At 37.0% G+C, this 23,016-nt stretch carries 18 protein-coding genes; 17 read left to right on the forward strand and 1 reads right to left on the reverse strand.

The window, feature by feature from the left end; genetic code table 11:
- Nucleotides 1-5: 5 nt before the first annotated feature.
- The 5 genes from pnp (at nt 6) to IPM56_18960 (ending at nt 8,324) form a co-directional block, all read left to right on the forward strand.
- The gene (pnp, locus tag IPM56_18940) at nt 6-2,117 is read left to right on the forward strand and encodes a polyribonucleotide nucleotidyltransferase (GenBank protein QQS36287.1); all 2,112 of its coding nucleotides are present in this window, start codon (nt 6-8) and stop codon (nt 2,115-2,117) included.
- Nucleotides 2,118-2,374: 257 nt separating this feature from the next.
- Nucleotides 2,375-3,940: an Rne/Rng family ribonuclease gene (locus IPM56_18945; protein QQS36288.1), complete on the forward strand. Its 1,566-nt coding sequence runs from the start codon at nt 2,375-2,377 to the stop codon at nt 3,938-3,940.
- A gap of 31 nt (nt 3,941-3,971) precedes the next feature.
- Nucleotides 3,972-5,057 carry a glycine cleavage system aminomethyltransferase GcvT gene (gene gcvT / locus IPM56_18950; protein QQS36289.1) on the forward strand — a complete coding sequence of 362 codons (1,086 nt, stop codon included), beginning with the start codon at nt 3,972-3,974 and terminating at the stop codon, nt 5,055-5,057.
- Between the two features lie 32 nt (nt 5,058-5,089).
- Nucleotides 5,090-5,833: a 2-phosphosulfolactate phosphatase gene (locus IPM56_18955; GenBank protein ID QQS36290.1), complete on the forward strand. Its 744-nt coding sequence runs from the start codon at nt 5,090-5,092 to the stop codon at nt 5,831-5,833.
- A gap of 10 nt (nt 5,834-5,843) precedes the next feature.
- Nucleotides 5,844-8,324 (forward strand): DNA translocase FtsK, encoded by a 2,481-nt coding sequence (locus IPM56_18960; GenBank protein QQS36291.1) that lies wholly within the window; start codon nt 5,844-5,846, stop codon nt 8,322-8,324.
- Nucleotides 8,325-8,330: 6 nt separating this feature from the next.
- On the opposite strand, the gene IPM56_18965 is transcribed toward IPM56_18960, so the two are convergent.
- Nucleotides 8,331-10,148, reverse strand: a complete 1,818-nt coding sequence (locus tag IPM56_18965) for a hypothetical protein (GenBank protein QQS36292.1) — start codon at nt 10,146-10,148, stop codon at nt 8,331-8,333.
- 233 nt (nt 10,149-10,381) lie between these two features.
- On the opposite strand from IPM56_18965, the gene IPM56_18970 reads away from it, so the two are divergent.
- The 12 genes from IPM56_18970 (at nt 10,382) to IPM56_19025 (ending at nt 22,912) form a co-directional block, all read left to right on the forward strand.
- Complete coding sequence (locus tag IPM56_18970; protein QQS36293.1) at nt 10,382-10,984, forward strand: outer membrane lipoprotein carrier protein LolA; 603 nt, start codon at nt 10,382-10,384, stop codon at nt 10,982-10,984.
- Nucleotides 10,971-12,026, forward strand: a complete 1,056-nt coding sequence (locus IPM56_18975) for a flippase-like domain-containing protein (GenBank protein QQS36294.1) — start codon at nt 10,971-10,973, stop codon at nt 12,024-12,026. Before IPM56_18970 ends, IPM56_18975 begins: the two co-directional genes overlap by 14 nt.
- Nucleotides 12,023-12,670 carry a hypothetical protein gene (locus IPM56_18980; protein ID QQS36295.1) on the forward strand — a complete coding sequence of 216 codons (648 nt, stop codon included), beginning with the start codon at nt 12,023-12,025 and terminating at the stop codon, nt 12,668-12,670. Before IPM56_18975 ends, IPM56_18980 begins: the two co-directional genes overlap by 4 nt.
- An 8-nt stretch (nt 12,671-12,678) precedes the next feature.
- Nucleotides 12,679-13,527, forward strand: coding sequence for an undecaprenyl-diphosphatase UppP (gene uppP, locus IPM56_18985; protein QQS36296.1), 849 nt, complete (start codon nt 12,679-12,681; stop codon nt 13,525-13,527).
- 8 nt (nt 13,528-13,535) lie between these two features.
- Entirely contained in the window at nt 13,536-14,159 is a 624-nt protein-coding gene (locus IPM56_18990) for a peptidylprolyl isomerase (GenBank protein QQS36297.1), read from the forward strand.
- An 86-nt stretch (nt 14,160-14,245) separates the two neighbouring features.
- Nucleotides 14,246-15,721: a sodium-dependent transporter gene (locus tag IPM56_18995; protein ID QQS36298.1), complete on the forward strand. Its 1,476-nt coding sequence runs from the start codon at nt 14,246-14,248 to the stop codon at nt 15,719-15,721.
- Between the two features lie 118 nt (nt 15,722-15,839).
- Nucleotides 15,840-16,853, forward strand: coding sequence for a DNA polymerase III subunit delta (holA, locus tag IPM56_19000; protein QQS36299.1), 1,014 nt, complete (start codon nt 15,840-15,842; stop codon nt 16,851-16,853).
- 106 nt (nt 16,854-16,959) lie between these two features.
- Nucleotides 16,960-17,550 carry a sigma-70 family RNA polymerase sigma factor gene (locus tag IPM56_19005; protein ID QQS36300.1) on the forward strand — a complete coding sequence of 197 codons (591 nt, stop codon included), beginning with the start codon at nt 16,960-16,962 and terminating at the stop codon, nt 17,548-17,550.
- 10 nt (nt 17,551-17,560) lie between these two features.
- Entirely contained in the window at nt 17,561-18,226 is a 666-nt protein-coding gene (locus IPM56_19010) for a hypothetical protein (protein ID QQS36301.1), read from the forward strand.
- A gap of 102 nt (nt 18,227-18,328) precedes the next feature.
- Nucleotides 18,329-18,574, forward strand: coding sequence for a type B 50S ribosomal protein L31 (locus IPM56_19015; protein QQS36302.1), 246 nt, complete (start codon nt 18,329-18,331; stop codon nt 18,572-18,574).
- A gap of 156 nt (nt 18,575-18,730) precedes the next feature.
- Nucleotides 18,731-19,792, forward strand: a complete 1,062-nt coding sequence (locus IPM56_19020) for an efflux RND transporter periplasmic adaptor subunit (GenBank protein QQS36303.1) — start codon at nt 18,731-18,733, stop codon at nt 19,790-19,792.
- A 9-nt stretch (nt 19,793-19,801) separates the two neighbouring features.
- Entirely contained in the window at nt 19,802-22,912 is a 3,111-nt protein-coding gene (locus IPM56_19025) for an efflux RND transporter permease subunit (GenBank protein QQS36304.1), read from the forward strand.
- Nucleotides 22,913-23,016 lie beyond the last annotated feature (104 nt).

The raw sequence follows: 23,016 nt of genomic DNA on the forward strand, positions 1-23,016 counted from the left end.
TATAAATGATTGTTAAGAAAGAGATAGAAATAGGCGGTAAAATATTTTCAATTGAAACCGGACGTTTTGCACGGCAGGCAAACGGTGCAGTAATGGTTAGATATGCAGATACGATGGTGCTTGTTACTGCAGTTGCCGCAGAAGAAGCCAAAGAAGATCAGGATTTCTTTCCCCTCCAGGTTGAATACAGGGAAAAAACTTCAGCAGCAGGAAAATTTCCCGGCGGTTATATTAAAAGGGAAGGAAGACCATCCGAAAAGGAAATTTTAAGTGCAAGATTAGTAGACCGTCCTATCAGACCGCTCTTTCCTGATTCATTTAAAAACGAAACACAGGTGATTGCATTTGTGTTGTCGCATGACGGAGAAAATGATGCAGATGTTCTCGGTGCAGTTGGGGCATCTGCCGCTTTAACTATTTCGGATATACCTTTTGATGGTCCGATGGCTGAAGTAAGAGTCGGAAGAATAAACGGTGAGTTTGTTATTAACCCCACACATCCTGAAATAAAACTGAGTGATGTTGAACTTGTAGTTGCAGGAACTTCAGACTCAATTATGATGGTTGAAGGCGAATCAAAAGAAGTTAGTGAAGTTGAACTGCTTGACGCTCTGAAGTTCGCGCACGATGCGATTAAAAAAATAATTGCTATTCAGTTAGAACTTAGAAATGAAATTGGCAAACCCAAAAAAATTGTAACTGCTAAAGAGATTGATCCGGAACTTAAAAAAGCAGTGTATGATTTTGCATCCGAAAAATTTAAGAGCATAGTTTACTCTGTTCTTACAAAAGAAGAAAGAAGTTCTGCTAATAAAGAACTGCTTCTTTCAACAAAAGAATCACTCGCTGAAAAATTCCCTGAACAGGAAAAAGTTATAGAAGAAATTCTTCACGATATGGAAAAAGAATTAATGCGCGGCAGAATTCTGAGTGAAGGAATAAGATTGGACGGAAGAAATACAAAACAAATAAGACCAATTAATATTGAACTCGGTTTACTTCCGAGAACTCATGGTTCTGCTTTGTTTACAAGAGGCGAAACACAAAGTTTGACAACGGTTACACTCGGAACAAAAAACGACGAGCAAACTGTTGATGGACTTACTGATGAGTACACAAAAAAATTCATGCTTCATTATAACTTCCCTCCATTCAGTGTTGGTGAAGTCGGTAGGATGAGCGGGGTTGGCAGAAGAGAAATTGGTCATGGAAATCTCGCTGAGCGCGCGTTAAAAATGATGTTCCCTTCAGAAGAACAATTCCCTTATACAGTAAGAATTATTTCAGATATACTTGAATCAAACGGCTCATCTTCAATGGCAACGGTTTGCGCCGGATCACTTGCTATGATGGATGGCGGTGTTCCGATTCAAAAAGCAGTTGCAGGCATTGCAATGGGACTTGTTAAAGAGAATGATAAATTTGCTGTTCTCTCCGACATACTTGGTAATGAAGATCATCTTGGTGATATGGACTTTAAAGTTGCCGGAACAAGAGATGGAATTACAGCTTTCCAGATGGATATAAAGATTCAGGGAATTTCATTTGAAATTATGGAAACAGCACTTTACCAGGCAAAAGAAGGAAGATTCCATATACTCGGAATAATGGATGAAGCAATCAGCAAACCAAACGAATCATTATCTCAATACGCACCAAGATTAATCACAATGAAGATAGACCAGGATCAAATAGGTCTTGTCATTGGTCCCGGCGGAAAAACTATACAGGGAATGCAAAGGTTATTCGGTGTTGATATTAATATTGATGATGACGGAACTGTTAACATCGCTTCACCAAATAAAGAAAGCGCCACAAAGTGCAAGGAGTATATTAAAAAGTTAACGGCGACTCCGGAAGTTGGAGAAATCTACGATGGCGTTGTTACGAAGTTAATGGACTTTGGCGCCTTTGTTGAAATTCTTCCCGGTAAAGAGGGATTGCTGCACATTTCACAAATTGATAACAAACGTGTTGAAAAAGTTTCTGATTTTTTCAAACCTGGAGATAAAGTAACAGTTAAGCTTTTAAAGATTGAAAACGGAAAGTATTCATTAAGCAGAAAAGAACTGCTTAAAGAGAATAAAGCAGAGAATACGCCGTCTTCACAAAACTGATTTTCGAGCCGGAATTATTCCGGTTAATTGTAGAATCATTTTAAAGATAAGTTCTGTACAAAGTTTTTCATTTTATAATTACATAAAGTAAAACAGTTCAATGCTTTTAAACTTATTCAATAACTTGGTTGCGTTATTGCTGCCTCTTTTCATTTTAAAGACGGTGAAAAGAGAAGAACAATACATTGCAGTGAACTGTTCATCGTATACAATTTTAGAGATGGAATATTTTATTCCATCAGAAGAGTTTGGTCGTTATGACAAAAGAAATTATTATAAACTCATCCGCGCAGCAAACGCGTGTTGCAATAACAGAAGATGGAAATTTAGTCGACTTCTTCGTCGATTATCCTGAAAACCGGAGAATGGTCGGGGATATTTACCTCGGCAAAGTTGCAAGAGTACTTCCCGGTATAAGAGCCGCCTTCATTGATATTGGAATGAAACACGATGCCTTCCTGCATTTTTCAGATATCGGCGAACGAACACATCAGTTCCAGGAAATGCTTGGTGAAGAAGTTGATGACGATGATGAAGAGAATGGTTCAAACGGAACTCCGCAGCAGCAGAACAGATCCAACCGGGACTCTCAGCAGTCAGTACCCAAGCTTCACAAAGGACAGGAAATACTTGTCCAGATAACAAAAGAACCAGTTAACAATAAAGGTGTAAGAGTAACTTCTTCGGTTTCACTGCCAGGGCGTTTTTGTGTTCTTCTTCCTTTCGATAATAAAATTGGAATATCAAAACGGATTTCTGACTTTAAAGAAAGAAGAAGATTAAGAAGTCTTGCAAGAAGTATGCTTCCTCAAAACTGCGGACTGATAATAAGAACAGTCGCTAAGAACCAGACTGAAGACGCAGTAAGAGATGATCTTAATAATCTTATGAAAACCTGGAATACAATTGAAGCGGCAGTGAAAACTGAAGACCCTCCTTCACTTATTCACCAGGATCTATCAACTACTTCGAGTGTTATAAGGGATTTATTTTCTTCTGATATTTCCAAAGTTTTTATTGATTCAAAAAAATTATACAAGCAGATTAAAAATTATGTTCAGCTTGTTCACCCCGATCTTGTTGATAAAATAGAACCGTTCAAATCTTCAAACTCAATTTTTGATTCATTTAAAATTGAAGAACAGGTAAAAACTCTGATGGGAAGAAAAGTTCCGCTTCCCAGCGGGGGCTATCTCATCATCGAGCATACTGAGGCAATGGTTGTTATTGACGTTAACAGCGGACGTTATGCAAAGAGTAAAGAACAGGAACTCAATTCACTCAAAACAGATCTTGAAGCATCCAGAGAAATTGCACGACAGATGCGGCTTCGTGATATAGGCGGAATAATTGTTATCGACTTTATTGATCTTGAAGAAGATAAGAACAGAAAAAAAGTTTACGACGAATTGAAAAAAGAATTCAGGAAAGACCGCGCGAAAGTTTCTGTACTGCCTATGTCTGACTTCGGCTTGATACAAATAACCCGTCAGCGCATCCGCCAGAATATTATGCAGGCTTTGAAAGAAGTATGCCCTTATTGCATGGGTACCGGACAACTTACAAAACATTCGCATATGGTTTATGACCTGGAAGAATGGTTAAGAAAATTCAGACGAAACTCGAAAGAAAGATCGATACTTATAAAGTGTCACACTTCAGTCGCAGCAAAATTAAGAGAGACAAAAGGCAAATCTCTTATCGGGCTGCAGTTAAAATATTTTACCCGAATAACAATGACGGAAGATGAAAATATGCCCGCGGGACAGTTCAAAATATTTTCACAAAAAACTCAAAAAGATATTACAGATGACTTCAATTAATTTTTTTAATAAATAATCCTCAGTATTCATAATGAAAAAAACTACTTTTTATAACATACACAAAAATGCCGGTGCCAAATTAGTGGAGTTTGCCGGTTATGAAATGCCTATTCAATATTCTTCAATCATGGCAGAACATAAATCAGTCAGGAATTCTGTAGGAGTGTTTGATGTATCACACATGGGCGAAGTATTTGTTAAAGGAGATAGAGCTTTAGACTTTGTCCAGCACATAACTGTCAATGATGCATCAAAATTGTTCCCCGGCAGAGTTCAATACTCAGCAATGTGTTATCCTGATGGCGGAATTGTCGACGATCTTTTAGTATATATGATTTCTGAAAAAGAATTTATGCTTGTAATCAATGCTTCAAATATCGATAAAGATTTTAATTGGATGAATGATAATAACTCATTCGGTGTTGAACTTAAAAATGAAAGTGATGAATACTCACTGCTTGCGGTACAGGGACCAAACTCCCAAAAGACAGTTCAAAAAATCAGCGATAAAAATCTTGATCTTGAATATTATCACTTCTTTAATGCAAAAATTTGCGGCGTTGAAATGACTGTCTCAAGAACAGGATATACAGGTGAACTCGGTTACGAACTTTATTTTAAAGGCGATGATAAAACTTCCGAGATGATCTGGCAAAAACTATTTGAAGCCGGAAAAGAATTCAATATTCAGCCGGTGGGACTTGCTGCAAGAGATTCCCTAAGACTCGAAATGGGTTTTTGTTTATATGGAAACGATATTGACCAAACAACTCATCCACTTGAAGCCGGACTAAGCTGGATTACTAAACTCAATAAAAAAGAATTTATCGGCAGGGACGCACTTTTAAAATATAAAGCCGAAGGTTTGAAACGAAAATTAGTTCCTATGATTGTTGATGATAAAGCATTCCCACGACATGGTTATGAAATTACATATTCAGGAAAAAAAGTCGGGAATGTTACAAGCGGTACTTTAAGTCCGGTTCTGGAAAAATCAATAGCATTAGGTTATGTTGAAGCATCAAATTCAAATTTGGGAGGACAAATAAATATTGTTATACGTGGAAAAGATGTTCCCGCAAAGATTGTTAAGCTGCCGTTTATCGAGCATAAGTAATTTTCGAAACCGAATAAACTGAATGATTTAATATGAAGGCAAATGTACTTCTTTCACCGGTTGGATTAGACGAACTTTATTTTACCGGGAAAACTACGATCATCATTGACATATTAAGAGCTTCATCAACCATTGTTACGGCACTTCAAAACGGTGCTAAGGAAATTGTGCCGGTTGCATCTGTTGAATTTGCGGTTAAAGTATCCGGCGGAATGTTCGGCGGGCAAACACTTCTTGGCGGTGAAAGAAACACAAAAAAGATTGAAGGTTTTGCGCTCGGTAATTCACCGCTCGAATACTCGCCGGAAGTTGTTACGGGTAAATCAATAATATTTTATACGACCAACGGTTCAAAGGCAATAGTTAAGGCAAAGTTTTCGCAGCATCTTTTTATTTGCTCATTTATGAATCTGGGAGCTGTTGCAGAGAAACTTGTTCAGATGAAAACCGATTTTGAAATACTTTGTTCAGGCAGAAATAATTTATATTCAATGGAAGATACGGTGTGTGCAGGTAAATTAATTTCTGAAATAGCTAAACTTGATGAGAGCCTTTTGCTCACTGATTCTGCCAAAGCAAGTGTTGCGCTTAGCAAATCGTTTGGTAAAAATATTCTTAAGATGATGAAAGAAGCTGAGCACGGTAAAATTCTTGTCGAGAATGGATTTGAAGAAGATCTCAAATACTGCAGTAAGTTAAACACAACCAGCGCAATACCTTTTTATTCTGGAAATGTTCTTAAATTATTATCGAACGATAAAAATTCTTCCAGGTAGATTTTAAATAATGGCAATCAGACGTAAGAAGACGACCAGAACGAACAAGCAGACCGATACTTCCAAACAAAGTGTTGTTAGTATAGATAAGAAAAAAAAGATAATCGGGATTTTTGTTCTGTTGTTTTCGATCCTCCTGTTATTCAGCCTGCTGTCCTACTCACGCTTCGATAAAGCAAACCTCGATTATTCTTTTTTTGATTTGTTCAAAATATTCAGCGGTGACCAGGAGTTTCTGCGCAAAGCAGAAAGCATACGAAACTGGCTTGGTATATTCGGCGCATATATTTCCGATTTCTTTATCAATGCAACACTTGGAATCTTCTCTGTTATTTTTCCTGTGATGTTCTTTTACTGGGGATTAAACTTTTTCAGCAAGTCACGGCTTCGCACAACTATATACATATCAAATTTCCTGATAGTGACAGGACTTCTGCTTTCATCATTTTTTGGAGTTCTTCGTGCCCAAAATATTTTTTATGATGTATATGAACTTTCTGGCTCAATAGGTTTTTATCTTGGAGATATTTTTGTAAAACTGCTTGGCGGACTTGGAGCCGTCATTTTCCTTCTGGCGGCAATGGTTGTGTTCCTGGTTTTGGTATTCGATATAAAAATTGAAAGAATTTTTCATTTCATTAAAAATTTATTTACCGGCTCAGTTGAAAAAATTAAAGAAGGATTGCAGGAAGAGGAAGATGATAAAAAAGATAATTCCTCAAGTGAAAATATATCTAAACTAAAATCCCTGCGTAATGAGAAAAAGAAAAAAGCCGCATTGCCAGTCGAAGATTTATCTGCGCAGGAATTGATGGATGAAGAAGGACAGTCTGAAACTAAGATCAGGATAATCAGAAAGGATGAGCCTACTGTACAGGAAGAGAATAAAGTACTGGAAGAAGAAGTAAAAAAAGTTGATCTCGAAAAGACAGGAGAAATCCCTGAAAAGAAAATTAATAAAGAGATTGAATCAAATTTACCTGACCCGTGGGAAGAAAGTATAAACTATAAAAAACCGGGACTTGATCTATTAGAGCCTGTACCTGAAGAAAATTTTAAAGTTGCTGAAGAAGAATTAAAACGCAACGCGGAATTGCTCAAGGAAAAGTTAAAACTCTTTGATATTGATATTCAGGATATTTCCGTTACTCCGGGACCTGTAGTAACATTGTATGAAATTGTTCCGGCTCCTGGCGTAAAGATAAGCAAGATTGTAGGGCTTGAAAATGATATTGCTCTGGCGCTAGCGGCAAGAGGGATAAGAATCATAGCTCCAATACCAGGGAAAAGCGCTATTGGAGTTGAGATACCAAACGCAGAAGCATCACTTGTTAATGCGCGGTCAGTATTAAATAAAATTGCAGAATCAAAAACTGAACTGCCAATGGCGCTTGGTAAAACAATTAATGGTGATGTTTACATTACCGATCTTTCAAAAATGCCTCACTTATTAATTGCCGGATCCACAGGTTCAGGTAAAAGTGTGGGTATCAATATGATCATCAGCAGTTTACTTTATAGTAAACACCCTTCTGAAGTTAAGCTGATTATGATCGATCCCAAAAAGATAGAGCTTTCATTTTATAATAAATTAAGAAGACACTACCTGGCGGTATCACCTGATCTTGATGAAGAGATAATTACAAATCCGCAAAATGCAATTCTGCTTTTAAAGTCAGTTGAATATGAAATGGAAAAGCGCTACGATAAACTAGCCAAAGCCGGAGTGAGAAATATTGTTGACTACAATAAAAAAGTTACTGACCTGACTAAACGACCTAAAGACACAGAAGATGTTAAACATCATCCGATACCGTATTTAATTGTAGTTGTTGATGAACTGGCTGACTTAATGATAACCGCCGGAAAAGAGGTTGAAGAACCCATTACACGACTTGCACAATTAGCTCGTGCTGTTGGAATACATCTGGTTCTTGCGACGCAGCGCCCATCAGTAAATGTTATTACTGGTGTGATCAAAGCAAACTTCAGCGCGAGGATTGCATACCAGGTTGCTACAAAAATAGATTCAAGAACAATACTTGATATGAACGGCGCTGAGCAATTGTTAGGAAAAGGTGATATGCTTTTTCTTCCTACGGGTTCGCCAAAACCGATACGGATTCAGAACGCATTTATTTCAACTGATGAAGTAGAAAAAATAACCAATCATATTTATTCACAGCCTGCTTATTCAAAGCCATATTTTCTTCCATCGTTATATGATAAACAAAAAGAATCCGGGAAAGGATTATTAACTGATCTTGATCCGATGTTTGAAGATGCGGCAAGAGTAATTGTCAGGCATCAGCAGGGTTCTGTTTCATTATTACAGAGAAGGCTGAAACTTGGTTATTCAAGAGCCGCCCGTATTGTTGATCAGCTTGAAGAAGCCGGAATTGTGGGACCGAACGATGGAAGCAAAGCACGCACGGTTATAGTTGAAAACGAAGAACAATTAGAAACTATTCTCCGTAACCTCGGCAATTAAAAAATCCTAATTAATTACGCTCCATTGGTAACCTATATCCCATAGGACCGCAGATTGTGAACTACCGCCTGTAATCATTAATGATTCGTCTTCACTAATAGAGACAAACGTCGTAACCTCTGCCAAAATAGAATTTACACTCATTAATCCGCCTGTCGATGAATCCCAGAATTTTATGTGTGAATCTGCGCTGCATGTCGCAAGTGCTTTACCACTTGATGTATAAGCAACGGAATAAATTACATTACTGTGTGCCGGAATTGATTTGATAATTGAATTGGTATTTAAATTCCACAGTTTTAATGATCGGTCATTACTTACAGTTGCCAGTTGCTGACCATCTGAACTAATATCCATTCCAAATATTCCTCCAAGATGCCCCGTTAAATTTGCCAGTTGATTTCCACTTGCAGCATCCCAAACTTTAATAAATCTATCGTAGCTGGCGCTGTAAATCTTCTGATCGTCTGGTGAATATTTTACACTATAAATAAAAGATGAATGTCCAATCATCGAATCAATTAAGGAACCATCCTGGAGATTCCATTGAATAACTTTTGCGTCTTTGCCACCGGACACCAACTTACTTCCATCATGACTGAAACTAAGAGATAAAACCCCTAATTCATGACCTTCAAGAGTCCTGAGAAGTGTTCCATCTGAAATTCGCCAAAGTTTAATTTTTTTATCATCACTGGCACTTGCGATTGTATTACCATCGGGCGACAAAGCAAGTTTGTAAATGGTAAGATCATGTGCGTCAATAGATCTTACAAGACTGCCAGTTTCAGTACTGAAAATTTTTATAGTTTTATCATCTGCGCTGGTAATTGCAAATTGATCATCGTGAGTAATCACTCCTGATCTAAGTGTTCCTGTATGTGCAAGTAAAAATTTTCTAAAAACTCCTGACAAAAGAAAATCTGAATTTATGACCTCGGAATAAACTGAAACATTATGCGAAGTTTTGGTCCTAACCCGATACTTGTAAGTGAATGCTGTATCCAAACCACTAACAATGAAAGTTGACTGACTAATTCCCGTTTCGCCAATTTCAATAAATGGTTGATTGTTTAAGCTCCGTTCAATTTGATATCCGGTTTCGAAATTGCAGTTATCATTCCATGATAACAAAATTGAATGACTGGTCTGCGATTTGAGCTTGATATTATTGGGTACTGGAACTACAAGTTTAGCAGTATCAATATCTGAGTATGTACTGGTTGTATTGCTGTTGAACGACCTGATTCTAAATGAATAAACTTCAGACGTTAAATATATTCCTGGTACTGCTAATGTCGTAATATTAGAATCTGCAAATGTCAAATGAGCCCAATTACCGCTCTGTGTTTTTTGTTCGATCTCAAAACCCGACTCAACATTACTGTTATCTCTCCATCTTAATGTTACAGATGTGTCGGATGTTAAAGTGGCAATAAGATTTGTTGGTTGAAATTGAAAAGTGTTTATCGATATTTCCTCTGAACTCGTCACATTCTGATCCCCATCATAGGCTTTGGCTATAATTGTGTGAGGTGTCGATGGATCGTAGTATTCTGCATTGATGATTGCCCGGTAAGGTTTTATTGTCATCGTTAAAGCTTCATAATTTATATTATCTATAAATATCTCAATCTTTGTAACTCCTTTGTCATCCGTAGCATCAATTGTAAGGTATGTAGTATCTAAAACATTTGAACCATTCGGCGGCCAGACAATTTTAACTTCAGGTGCAATTGATGTATCCGGTTCAACGGGTGGATCCTCTTTGCATCCCCAAATAAAAATGAATATTACAATAATCAGGTAGTGGTAAATTCGCATCTTAATTCCATTTTTAGAATTTCTCAATTTAACAGCATCAAAAATAGTTGAAAAAGATTTCTTTAACTAAATTATTTATGATCATTTTTCACTTTCAAATCTTTCAAAAGGCAGTATGAAAATCAACATATTATTCAAGTGTTAAAATTTCAGTATGGGGTTCATTCATAAATTTTATCTGTACTGAATTATTCTTAAATTTAATCAGCATTTTAATCAATTAGGCTTATTTAATGAAGATATTTGGAATTCTATTAATAACCTCTTGTTTTATTCTTCCGGTTTTTACGCAGGAGAGCGGCGAAAACATACTTAAAACTGTTCAGGAAAAGTATAACACTATTAGCGATGTTAGCGCGGATTTTACTCAGGTTATTTCAGGAGGTAAATCAGCAAAGGGTAAATTCTTTTTTAAAAAAGAGCAGAAACTCAGGATTGAATTCAATAATCTTACTATTATCACTGACGGCCAAACAACCTGGAACTTTAATAAACGGGAGAATAAAGTTATTATCAGCAGTTATGATGATTCAGATCCATTTGCATTGTCATTGAATAAACTTATATATGATTACCCCGAAAATTCTATTGTTAAGGACATTAGTAAACCCGACCAGAAAATACTCAGCCTCACTCCCAAAAGTGCAACAAGCAATTTTAAAAATATTTCAATATGGATTGATAAAAACAATCTGATAACCCGTGTAATATTTGAAGATCTCACTTCAAATAAAACTGATGTTACAATTTCGGGATATAAACTAAATTCAAACCTCACCGATTCAAAATTTTCTTTTACTGCTCCGGAAGGAAGCACCGTTATTGACCTCAGGTAACGATAAAAAATCTATCCACCTGGTGCGGATACTGCGATTAATCCTTTCACTTCTTTTAACAGGTGTATTTCTCTATATCGCATTTTATGGTGTCGACTTTAGTGAGGTTATAAACATTTCATCACGTGCCTCGGTGTTATGGGTAGGAGTATTTATCTTACTGCAGTATCTGTCCCATTTTCTAAGAGCTTTTCGCTGGCAAATCATTCTTAAGTCAGTTAAACCGGATACAAAATTAAAAAATCTTTTTGGCGCGATGATGGTTGGGTATGGTGTTAATTGTGTAATACCAAGATTGGGTGAAGTTACCCGCGCAGTGCTCATAGGTAAGTGGGAGGGACTTTCCAGATCATCAATGTTTGGGACTGTAATTGTTGAGCGAGTGATAGACATAGTTTTTCTTTGTCTTACTGTTATGGTGTCAGTACTTATATGGAGCGGTAATCTTTATGAGAGTTTTCCATGGTTAAAATCCTCACTTATAATTACAGCGGTTATTATGGCTGCAGTAATTATAATTTTATATCTGATTATTTTCCTAAAAGAAAAATTTTATAACCTGATAATCCGGATCATTGGATTATTCTCCGCAACGGCAGCACAAAAATCCGCACACATATTCAGTTTATTAACCGAAGGGTTTGCAAGTTTAAAAGGTGCGCGAAATTATTTACTTACTTTCGGCATCAGCGTGGTTATGATGCTGGTTTACGCACTCAATGCTTATGTCGGTTTTTTTACACTTGGAATGGAAAATATTAAGACTGTTTCATTTGAAATGGGATGGATACTAATGAGCATCAGCGCTATTGGCGTGGTTATTCCTACACCAGGCGGAACAGGTTCATATCATACACTTGCAAAAACAGCTTTAGTAGTTCTGTTTGGTTTTGAAGAAACAATCAGTCTTGCTTATGCTTTCCTTACACACATTATTTCATATTCTATTTTCATTTTGACCGCATTGATTGTCTTCTTCATTTTAAATAAACAGCATGAAAATATTTTCAAAGTAGTAGACGCAAAACTGGAAGAAACATGAAAAATATATTTTTAATATTGTTAATAATTTTATTTGTAAGAGATGCTGCATCCCAGGTGGAATTGAGTGCTGGTATGGGAATTACGTTTAATAACACTCCTTCAGTTGCAGATTATATAAACCAGAATTTCGCTCCCGATGATGATCAGTATGCTGATTTTAGTTCAGCAGTTTTATTTTTTGTAGAAGGAGCCTATGCAGTTTCAGAAACTTATGATGTGGGAATTGAAATCGGTTATTCGTTAAGTTCGACAAATTATGATAATCTATCAGGAAAATTTGAACTTGCCCATTCAATTATTAAACCTTCCGTAGTCAACTACTACGTAATACGTGGCGAAGGTTATAATGTTAAACTTGGCGGTGGAGCCGGATTGAGAATTGTTCTTGTTGATGAAACTCTTCCGTTAACTAATACTACATTCGACTATTCATCACTTGGTTTTGGATTTTTACTAAAAGCAGAAGGAAATACCTCACTCGGTGGAAACCTTTTTGCCAATATCGGGCTGGAAGCGAGATATGATTTAAATGGTGAGCCCGAGAGAAACGGCACTCCGATCTATAATCCTATTCAAAAAGAAAATGTAAACTTTAATTCACTTTCATTCGGCATCAGGCTCGGAGTGATGTACAGAATTTAGGAGATTTGTTGAATTTATTTGAAGCAATTTTACTGGGAATTATCCAGGGAATAACTGAGTTCCTTCCAATAAGCAGTACCGGTCACTTGACAATCGCGGGGAATCTGATGAGCCTGATATCAAATGAAAACCCTGAACGATGGACTTCATTTATCGCAGTAATTCAACTGGGAACTCTTGCGGCAATACTTATTTATTTTTATAAAGATATACTGCATATACTGATCGAGTTTTTCAGGGATAACCTGGTTTCAAGAAAACCTTTCAAATCCCAGAGTGAAAATTCTAAACTTGGCTGGTTAATACTCATTGGTACTATTCCTATTGTTATACTGGGTTTTTCTTTTAAAGAAATAATAGAAGGTGCGCTTACAAAAAATCTTTATGTAATTGCGGTTAGCCTGATTGTACTCGCTGTAATACTTGCCGCAGCAGAAAAACTTGGCAGGTTCAAAAAAAATATGGAAGAGATTACAGTTTTCGATTCAATAATGATTGGGATTGCGCAATCTGTTTCACTCATTCCGGGTTCTTCCCGTTCGGGGACTACAATAACAGGCGGACTGTTTATGGGTCTTAAAAGAGAAACGGCGGCAAGATTTTCATTCCTGTTAAGTATACCTGCAATATTTGGAAGCGGTCTTTTACAACTAAATGAATCACTGGAATATATTGATCCGCAGCTTGCAATAAATCTTATCGTATCAACTCTTTTTTCTGCAATAAGTGGTTATCTTGCAATTGATTTTCTGCTGAAATATTTAAAGAAGCATTCAACATTTCTTTTTGTTTATTACAGAATTGGTTTAGGGATTTTAATAATTATTTTAATAAGCTTTAACATCATTAATTCATAGGAGGTAAAATGAAAAAATTTGCTTTTTCGTTTCTTGTAATTCTCTTACTCATCGGATGCAAGGATTCAAAATCATCAAACAATAATGATCAAACAATTAAACCAAATGAAAGCGAAATAATGAACACACAGGAAAAAATGTCTGATTCAGTTTCCGTTGCAGTTATGAAAACAAATATGGGTACAATTGAAATTGAATTATTTGAGGAACAAACTCCGAAAACGGTTGCAAACTTTGTTGGTTTGGCAAATAAAGGCTATTACAACGGCGTAATATTCCACCGAGTAATTGATAACTTCATGATTCAAGGTGGCGATCCGACAGGTACCGGACGTGGTGGAGAATCTATATATGGCGCAAAATTCGACGACGAAATTGTTACAACTTTAAAACACGATAGTTCAGGAATTCTATCAATGGCTAATGCGGGACCAAATACAAACGGCAGTCAGTTTTTTATAACTCTCGTTCCTACCGCCTGGCTTGATGGAAAGCATACAGTTTTTGGTAAAGTGATCGGCGGGATGGATGTTGTGCGTGCTATAGGCAAAGTGCAAACTTCAAAGCCGGGCGACAAACCACTGAAAGATGTAGTGATGGAAAATGTCGCAATCGAAAAAAGAAAAAGATAATTAATCAACTTTCATTTCTGAATATTAAGATGCTGATACTCACTACCTGAATGTATCAGCATCTTTAAACCAAACACATTCCGCTTATGAAACAGCAGGAATTTTTCTCTTCAAGATGGACGCTAATTATAGCTACGATTGGAATAGCGGTAGGCACCGGTAACATCTGGAGATTTTCAAGAGTTGTTGCACAGAATGGCGGCGGATCTTTTCTTATCCCCTGGGTTATCTTCCTTCTAATTTGGTCTGTCCCACTTATAATTGCGGAGTTCGCACTCGGTAAATCCACCAGGTATGGACCTATTGGAGCTATTGCTAAAACGGGAGGTAAAAAATTTGGCTGGATGGGCGCCTTTATTGTTTTCGTTGCCACTGCGATAATGTTCTATTATTCAGTTGTTACAGGCTGGTGTTTAAAATATTTTTTAAGTGCGGCTTCGGGTGAACTATTTGCCGTTAATGATCATCTCTCTTACTGGAATAATTTTTCATCTGGTTATCAGCCATTAATCTTTCATATGATTTCAATGCTTTTGGTTGGCTTCGTTGTATTCAATGGGATTACAAAGGGAGTTGAAAAAGTTACCAAGTGGCTTGTCCCATCATTACTGATAATTGTAATCATACTCTTTTTCAGAAGTATTTCTTTACCGGGCGCAGTTGAAGGACTTAAATATTTTTTTACACCTGATCTATCAACAATTCTTGATTATAAAGTCTGGCTTAATGCATTAACACAAAATGCCTGGGATACCGGAGCCGGATGGGGACTGATTCTGACTTACGCAATCTATATGAGAAAGCGGGAGGATATTCCTCTTAATGCTGCGTTAATAGGATTTGGAAACAACTCAGTTTCACTGATTGCCGGTATAACAATTTTTTCATCAGTGTTTGCATTAAGTGGTAGTGACGCCATGAACCAGATCACTCAATCGGGACCGGCAAATACAGGTTTAACTTTTATTTATCTGCCCCTGTTGTTTACAAAAATGTCATCAAGCTATACGTTAAATGTTATTTTTGCGTCTCTTTTTTTTATAGCACTTTTTTTTGCTGCAGTAACATCATTGATCTCAATGGTTGAATTATCTACCCGGACGTTAATAGACTTTGGATTGAAAAGAAGTAAAGCTCTTATCATTGTAGCAGTATCGGGATTAGTGCTTGGCGTTCCATCCGCACTTGATCTCAAATTTTTTGCTAACCAGGATTGGGTCTGGGGTGTTGGACTTATTTTAAGCGGGGCGTTTATTTCTTTTGCAATAATAAAATTTGGAGTTGAAAAATTCAGAACAGAAATAATAAACGGCTCCGGCACAGATGTTAAAATTGGGAAGTGGTATAATGTAGCCATTAAATATTTGATACCAATCCAGGTTATCATTCTAATTTTGTGGTGGCTGATATCTTCTGTCTCCTGGGATACAGAATGGTGGAATCCTTTTCATGCAGAAAACACCGGAACAGTTTTGTTTCAGTGGTTTATTGTAATCACTGTATTTATTCTGTTAAATAAAAAACTTGTCAAAGCAACACTTAAAGATGAAGATAATCCGTAAAATAATTTTATGAGTATTTCAACTGTAGTTACTGCAATAATAGTTATTGGAATTGTATGGGGCGGGTTAACGCTTTTTTTAATAAAAGCATCTTCCTATGAAAAAAAGAAAAGATTAAATGGCGAAGAAAAAAATTAATTGTCCCCCCGTTTCAGAAATTCCAAAGCAGCTTAAGAAAGGGAATATCCTCCCGTTTTATTATTTATTTGGTGAAGATCTTTTTTCCCTTACACAAACAGCTGAATTGATTATCAAAGCATCCGAAAAATTTATCACCAGTGATTTTGATAAAGAATTAATTTACGGTAATGACAGAACAGCCGCCGAGATAACAACACTCGCATCATCATTCCCGTTCGGATCAGAAAAAAAAATAGTTTACGTAAAAGAAGCAGAAAAACTTAAAGAAAGAAAATCGCTTTCATCATATGCAAATTCGCCTGCAGAGTTTACGGTGCTGATATTAGTTCATAACGGTTCAATTACCGGGGCGGAGACTGAACCAATTAAATCAATATTGAAAAATAATTTTCTGTTTGAGGCTGCAGAACTTAAAGGAAAATATCTGATAAGCTGGCTGATCAATAACTGTGAATCAAACGGAAAAACTATTTCTCCTGTTAACGCCGAATATTTTGTTGAACTAATTGGCGAAGATAAATTTCTGCTCGAGAATCAGCTTGAAAAGATATTTACGTTTATGGGAGATAAGGATGAAATTACTTTTGAGATTATAAGAACCATAGCATCATCTGTTAAAGTTTATTCAATATTCGATTTGCAGGAAGCCATCGGGAAAAAAGATAAAGAAACTTCGTTAAAGATTGCTTTCAATCTTTTACAAAACGGAATTGAAGTGCCTCAAATCGTAGGAATGTTAACCAAGTATTTTACAACTTTAAGCAAACTTGGTTCTTTGATGAACTCGGGTCTGCAGAGAAATGAGATAGCATCGCGTGCCGGGATTTATCCATATTTCTTTGACAATTATATAAGAGCGAAAAATCAGTTTACGGTTGATGATTTATATAACTCAGTAAATGCTCTGTATAAGGCTGATCTATCATCCAAAACAACCTCAAAGGATAAAAAGACCATAGTCACTGAATTAATTGCAGAAATCCTTAACTAATGATTTTAGTACGAATAAAATTGAAATCGTTCAAAATTGATTAGAATTTCGCTAATTTATTGACACAAAATGGAAACAAATCACTAAAAATGAAGTATAACAAAAGTTGACGGAGAAAAATCTAAGCGAATTATCTGATGAAGAATTGATAATCGAATTCCAACAGAACAACACTACCCGGGCATTCGAAATATTGGTTCATCGATATAAAAATCCGTTAACAAATTTTGTCTTCCGGTTTTTAGGCGATTATGAAGCCTGCACTGATGTTGTGCAGGATACGATGATCAAAGTTTTCCGGTACAAAGATTCTTATAGTTCTGTAGCTAAATTCTCCACCTGGATTTATACTATTGCCGGTAACCTTGCCCGCACCGAATACCAGAGACGAAAGCGGAGAAAAATTTTTTCTATTAATTCATACGGAACTGAAGAACAGGAAACTTTTGATATTCCTGATGAACGTTACAGACCAGATGTAATGACAGACAGTGGAATAAAAGAAGAAATTATTCAGAAAGCATTAATGAAAATTTCCGCTGTGTACAGGGAAATGGTGATATTAAGAGATATACAGGAATTGTCGTACGAAGAAATCGCTGAGATAACCGGCATAACAGTCGGAACTGTCAAATCACGCATAAACAGGGGACGTGCTCAGTTGCAGAAGCTGTTAAAGGACATACACAGGGAATAGAGGTGAGATAATGAACAACGATGAATTAAAATACAAAGATGTGATTGATGGGTTAAAGAATCTAAAAAAAGTTGAAACCCCGAAAGATTTTGAAACCACTCTGATGAGGAAACTCAATCAGCCTGAAAAAATAAAGAAGGAAAGTATCTTTAAAAGATTATTTATTCCTTCGCGGCTTGTACCATCAATGGCTCTAGCTGTGACAGCCGTCATTTTAGTTTTTGTGATAGATCTTTCTCCCGATGAACTTGAAAATCCTTTGTTGCTGGAACCAAGACTTCGGCAGGATATTGTAATGGTTACTTCTGAAGAACCTGTCACTGTTGAAAAACAGGTTGAGAAAAAATCAAAAGATGCACCTAAAAAAGAAGAAGCCCCGGTAAATACTTTACCATCTGTGCAGGAGATGATGAAGGACGAAGTGGTTATACAAAACCAGGCTGTTATGAGAAATGAAGCTGATTTATCCGCAACGCGGACAGACAGTTTTGCTAATTCGCCGGCAGTAACCGGTTCTGTAGAAGCTATACAGCAACCTGTTCAGACATCAATTCAAAATGAAATTGATAAAAGTGGGCTGGATTACCGCCAGATCAACCTGAATGTGGAAGACAGGCAGAATGTTCAGAAGTTAAAGGAAAGAATGCAAAATTCAGTGAAAAAGGGCGATAAGTAGCATTATATACAATTATTAGGCTAATTTTAGATTGGAATTAAACCCTGCCGTCATTATATTTGCATCAAAATTTTTACGAATAATTTAACCGGATTACACTAAATGAAAAAAGGAATTCATCCAGAATACAGACCAGTTGTATTTCAGGACGCATCTTGTGACTTTGCAATTTTAACAAGATCAACTATTAAAACCAGTGACAGTATTGAATGGAACGATGGAAAAACTTATCCGTTAGTAAAACTGGAAATTTCAAGCGGTTCACATCCTTTCTTTACCGGAAAACAAAAATTACTTGATACTGCGGGAAGAGTAGAGAAGTTCAAAAAGAAATACGCAAAGAAATAAAGTTCAAATTTTTATTGAATTGAAAAAGCCAGCATGACTGGCTTTTTTCGTTTACAATAGTGTGTCATCATTTTTCTGTTTGAAGAATTATTTTTTTTACAGACCTTAAGGCTGAAATAAAACCGGAATTAATACCTCAATACATCAAATCCTAAAATGAAGAAAAACATTCGAATAATTTTAATATCAATAATTCTACTAATAATCCTTGCCGCAGTAATTATTCCAAAGCTTGGCGGTAATGAAGAAAGCCCTGCGACTGTGCAGAGAAACACCGGACTTTTACAGGTGAAAGCAATGATTCTTCATCCTGAAACAATCGACAATAATATTCTGGTAAGTGGTACTATAATTGCCGATGAAGAAGTCGAACTTAAGAGTGAAATATCAGGAAAAATAATTTCAATATTTTTTGATGAAGGAAGATTTGTAAGTAAAGGTGATTCGCTTGTAAAGATAAACGACTCTGAACTGCGTGCGCAATTGCAAAGACTTAAATTCAGGCAGGAGTTATTGAGCGATATTGAATTCAGGCAGAAAAAACTTCTAGAGAAAAATGCTATAAGCCAGGAAGAATATGATACTGCACTCAACGAATTAAATGTGAACAAAGCCGAGATACAAGTACTTCAGGCGCAACTTGATAAAACGATAATCAGAGCTTCGTTCAATGGAATAATCGGTTTGAGAAATGTAAGTGAAGGCAGTTACGTTACAAATAATAATGTTATAGCGAGCTTACAAAGTTTAAGTTTTGTGAAAGTGGATTTTGCAATTCCTGAACGTTACAGTTCAGATATAAAAACAGGAGACCAGGTTAACTTTAAAATTTCCGGTATCGATGTTAAATACACCGCAACCGTGTATGCAATCGAACCCAAAATTGATCCTGTTACAAGAACATTAAAAATAAGAGCGAAGTGTTCCAATCCGGGTATGAAACTGCTTCCCGGTTCATTCGCCGATGTTGAAGTACTCTTAAAAAAAATCAGCAATACTATTATGGTTCCGACTGAATCGGTTGTGCCTGAATTAAAGGGTCAAAAAGTTTTTCTATATAAAGACGGAAAAGTTTTTCCGCAAAGTATTCAAACTGGTATAAGAACAGACAAGAGAGTGCAGGTTATAAACGGATTAATGCCTAACGACACTTTGATAACAACCGGCATACTTCAGGTAAAACCAGATATGCCCGTAAAAATATCAGAAATAAACTGACAGGATAATATGAGCCTTTCCTCGCTTAGTATAAGAAGACCTGTACTTGCAATCGTTATGTCGATTGTTATTGTTGTATTCGGGATACTTGGTTATACATTTCTCGGTGTAAGAGAATACCCGGCAGTAGATCCTCCCGTCATCACAGTCAGCACAGCCTACACGGGTGCTAATGCGGATGTTATAGAATCCCAGATTACAGAACCGCTTGAAGAATCAATTAATGGTATAGCCGGCATACGTTCACTCACTTCAACAAGTCGTGACGGAAGAAGTACAATTACTGTTGAGTTTGATATTGATGTTGATCTTGAAGCTGCGGCTAATGATGTTCGCGACCGTGTATCACGCGCAATCCGTCAGCTTCCTCCCGATGTTGAAAATCCTATTGTATCAAAGGCTGATGCAGATGCCACCCCGATTGTTTTTTTAAGTGTTCAAAGCGATACGAGAAATCTTCTTGAACTTTCAGAGATAGCAAATAATATTTTTAAGGAAAGACTTCAAACAATTCCAGGTGTAAGTGAAGTAAGGATTTGGGGTGAAAAAAAATATTCAATGCGTATCTGGCTCGACCCCATTAAGCTTGCGGCATATCGTTTAACACCGATTGATGTTCGTAATGCAATCAACAGGGATAACATAGAACTTCCGACAGGACTAATTGAGGGGAACAACACCGAACTTTCTATAAGAACAATCGGAAGATTACATAATCCTGAAGAGTTTAATGATCTGATTGTAAAAGAATCCGAAGGCGGAATTGTAAGATTAAGAGATGTAGGAAGGGCTGAACTCGGGGCTGAAAATGAAAGGACAGTTCTTAAGCGTGATGGAATACCAATGGTTGGTGTTGTTCTGATTGCACAGCCCGGGGCTAATAACATCGCAATCACTGATGAGTTTTATAACCGTCTGGATCACATCAAAAAAAATCTGCCTGAAGATATAAGAACCGGAATCGGTTTTGATGTAACAACGTATATCAAATCATCCATCTCAGAAGTACAGGAAACAATATTGCTTGCGTTTGCTCTTGTTGTGTTGATAATCTTTTTATTTCTGCGTGACTGGAGAACAACAGTAATACCTGTTATCGCAATTCCTATCTCACTAATCGGCGCATTCTTTATAATGTATGCTGCTGATTTTTCAATTAATGTTTTAACATTGCTCGGTATTGTATTGGCGATCGGTATTGTTGTTGACGACGCTATCGTAGTACTTGAAAATATTTATACAAAAATTGAAAACAAGATGTCCCCCTATGAAGCAGGCAGAAAAGGCTCGGCGGAAATATTTTTTGCGGTAGTATCAACAACAGTTGCGCTTGCCTCGGTATTTCTTCCGGTGATTTTCTTATCAGGGTTAACAGGAAGACTTTTCAGAGAGTTTGGAATTGTGATCGCCGGCTCAGTTATTATTTCCTCATTTGTTGCTCTTACATTAACACCGATGTTATCGACTAGGATTTTAAAACGCAGAGAAACCCACACCTGGTTCTATAACAAAACCGAACCATTTTTTGTTTCGATGAATAACGGCTACAGAAGCATGCTTTCATCTTTTATGAAAAAAAGATCGGCGGCGCTTGTTATAATGAGTTTATCAATGTTGATGATATATGTTTTCTTTTCATCAATTTCATCAGAGCTTGCACCGCTTGAAGACAGATCGCGGTTAAGCATTTCGGTTACAGCACCGGAAGGCACTTCATTTGATTACATGGAAAATTTTATGGATCAGCTTGTTCAGGTGGTAGCTGATTCAGTTAAAGAAAGTGATGGGATAATTTCCATAACATCGCCGGGTTTTGGTGCATCAAGTTCTGTTAATAGCGGTTTCGTTACTTTGATCCTGACTGATCCGGAACAAAGGGAAAGAACACAACAGCAGGTATCTGATAAATTAAGTAAGGATGTAAGTTCACTTACTGAAGCAAGAATATTTGTATCACAGCAGCAGACAATTGGCGGAAGCAGACGAGGCGGACTGCCTGTTCAGTATGTGATTGAAGCACCCAACTTTGAAAGACTTAGAGAAGTGCTTCCTGTTTTTTTAGAAGAAGCATCAAACCACCCGATATTCCAGATTGTGGATGTTAATTTAAAATTCAACAAACCTGAACTTCAACTTACAATTGACAGGCAGCGTGCACGCGCACTTGGTGTTTCAACAATTGACATTGCACAGACTATACAGGCGGCTTTCAGCGGGCAGCGTTTCGGGTATTTTATCATGAACGGAAAACAGTACCAGATAATAGGACAGGTATCACGGGAAAACCGCGACGCTCCGATAGATTTAAAATCTCTCTACATAAAAAATAACAGGGATGAACTGATACAATTAGATAATCTAATCTCGACTACAGAACTAAGCAGTCCGCCGCAGTTGTTCAGGTTTAACAGGTATGTATCCGCGACTGTATCTGCGGGATTAGCACCCGGCAAAACAATCGGTGATGGAATTAAAGCCATGGACGAAGTTGCCGGAAAAGTATTGGATGAAACATTCGCAACCGCGCTTGATGGTCCTTCAAAAGATTTTGCGGAAAGTTCATCAAGTTTAATTTTTGCTTTTATACTCGCGCTTGGACTGATCTATCTCGTTCTCGCTGCACAGTTTGAAAGTTTCCGCGATCCGTTTATAATTTTATTTACCGTACCGCTAGCGTTAGCGGGTGCCTTGTTATCGTTATGGGTATTCGGACAAACACTCAACATCTTTTCTGAAATTGGTTTGATAATGCTAATAGGACTTGTAACCAAAAACGGAATTCTTATTGTTGAATTTGCCAACCAGAGAAAAGCTGCCGGACTTACAAAGATGGAAGCGATACTTGATGCATCAGTCTCACGACTGCGCCCGATATTAATGACAAGCATATCAACCATACTCGGTATTTTGCCGATTGCGTTAGCACTTGGCGCAGGCTCTGAAAGTCGTGTGTCTATGGGTATTGCTGTTATCGGCGGACTTATCTTCTCAACATTTTTGACATTGTTTATTGTGCCCGCAATTTATTCTTACCTGTCAAGAAAAACTGCGTCGGTGTCTAATGTTACGGAGGAGTATGGGGAAAATTCAGAAAAAGAATTTGTGGTTGTTCAGGAATAGTTATTTGACTATTTGATGATAATAGTTTTTCCGGCTGTCACGAATCACTTCGTGACAGAAGTGCTGGGGCCGGATCATTTTTTATTACTGATCATAGATTATGA

Source organism: Ignavibacteriales bacterium (assembly GCA_016700155.1).
In the GTDB taxonomy this organism is placed as follows: domain Bacteria; phylum Bacteroidota; class Ignavibacteria; order Ignavibacteriales; family Ignavibacteriaceae.

Coding starts and splice junctions, on each gene's coding strand:
- IPM56_18960 (QQS36291.1), top strand. CDS start 5,844: ATGGCAATCAGACGTAAGAAGACGACCAGAACGAACAAGCAGACCGAT.
- pnp (QQS36287.1), top strand. CDS start 6: ATGATTGTTAAGAAAGAGATAGAAATAGGCGGTAAAATATTTTCAATT.
- gcvT (QQS36289.1), top strand. CDS start 3,972: ATGAAAAAAACTACTTTTTATAACATACACAAAAATGCCGGTGCCAAA.
- IPM56_18955 (QQS36290.1), top strand. CDS start 5,090: ATGAAGGCAAATGTACTTCTTTCACCGGTTGGATTAGACGAACTTTAT.
- IPM56_18990 (QQS36297.1), top strand. CDS start 13,536: ATGAAAAAATTTGCTTTTTCGTTTCTTGTAATTCTCTTACTCATCGGA.
- IPM56_18980 (QQS36295.1), top strand. CDS start 12,023: ATGAAAAATATATTTTTAATATTGTTAATAATTTTATTTGTAAGAGAT.
- IPM56_18970 (QQS36293.1), top strand. CDS start 10,382: ATGAAGATATTTGGAATTCTATTAATAACCTCTTGTTTTATTCTTCCG.
- IPM56_19025 (QQS36304.1), top strand. CDS start 19,802: ATGAGCCTTTCCTCGCTTAGTATAAGAAGACCTGTACTTGCAATCGTT.
- IPM56_18945 (QQS36288.1), top strand. CDS start 2,375: ATGACAAAAGAAATTATTATAAACTCATCCGCGCAGCAAACGCGTGTT.
- IPM56_18995 (QQS36298.1), top strand. CDS start 14,246: ATGAAACAGCAGGAATTTTTCTCTTCAAGATGGACGCTAATTATAGCT.
- IPM56_19015 (QQS36302.1), top strand. CDS start 18,329: ATGAAAAAAGGAATTCATCCAGAATACAGACCAGTTGTATTTCAGGAC.
- holA (QQS36299.1), top strand. CDS start 15,840: ATGGCGAAGAAAAAAATTAATTGTCCCCCCGTTTCAGAAATTCCAAAG.
- IPM56_19010 (QQS36301.1), top strand. CDS start 17,561: ATGAACAACGATGAATTAAAATACAAAGATGTGATTGATGGGTTAAAG.
- IPM56_19020 (QQS36303.1), top strand. CDS start 18,731: ATGAAGAAAAACATTCGAATAATTTTAATATCAATAATTCTACTAATA.
- IPM56_18965 (QQS36292.1), bottom strand. CDS start 10,148: ATGCGAATTTACCACTACCTGATTATTGTAATATTCATTTTTATTTGG.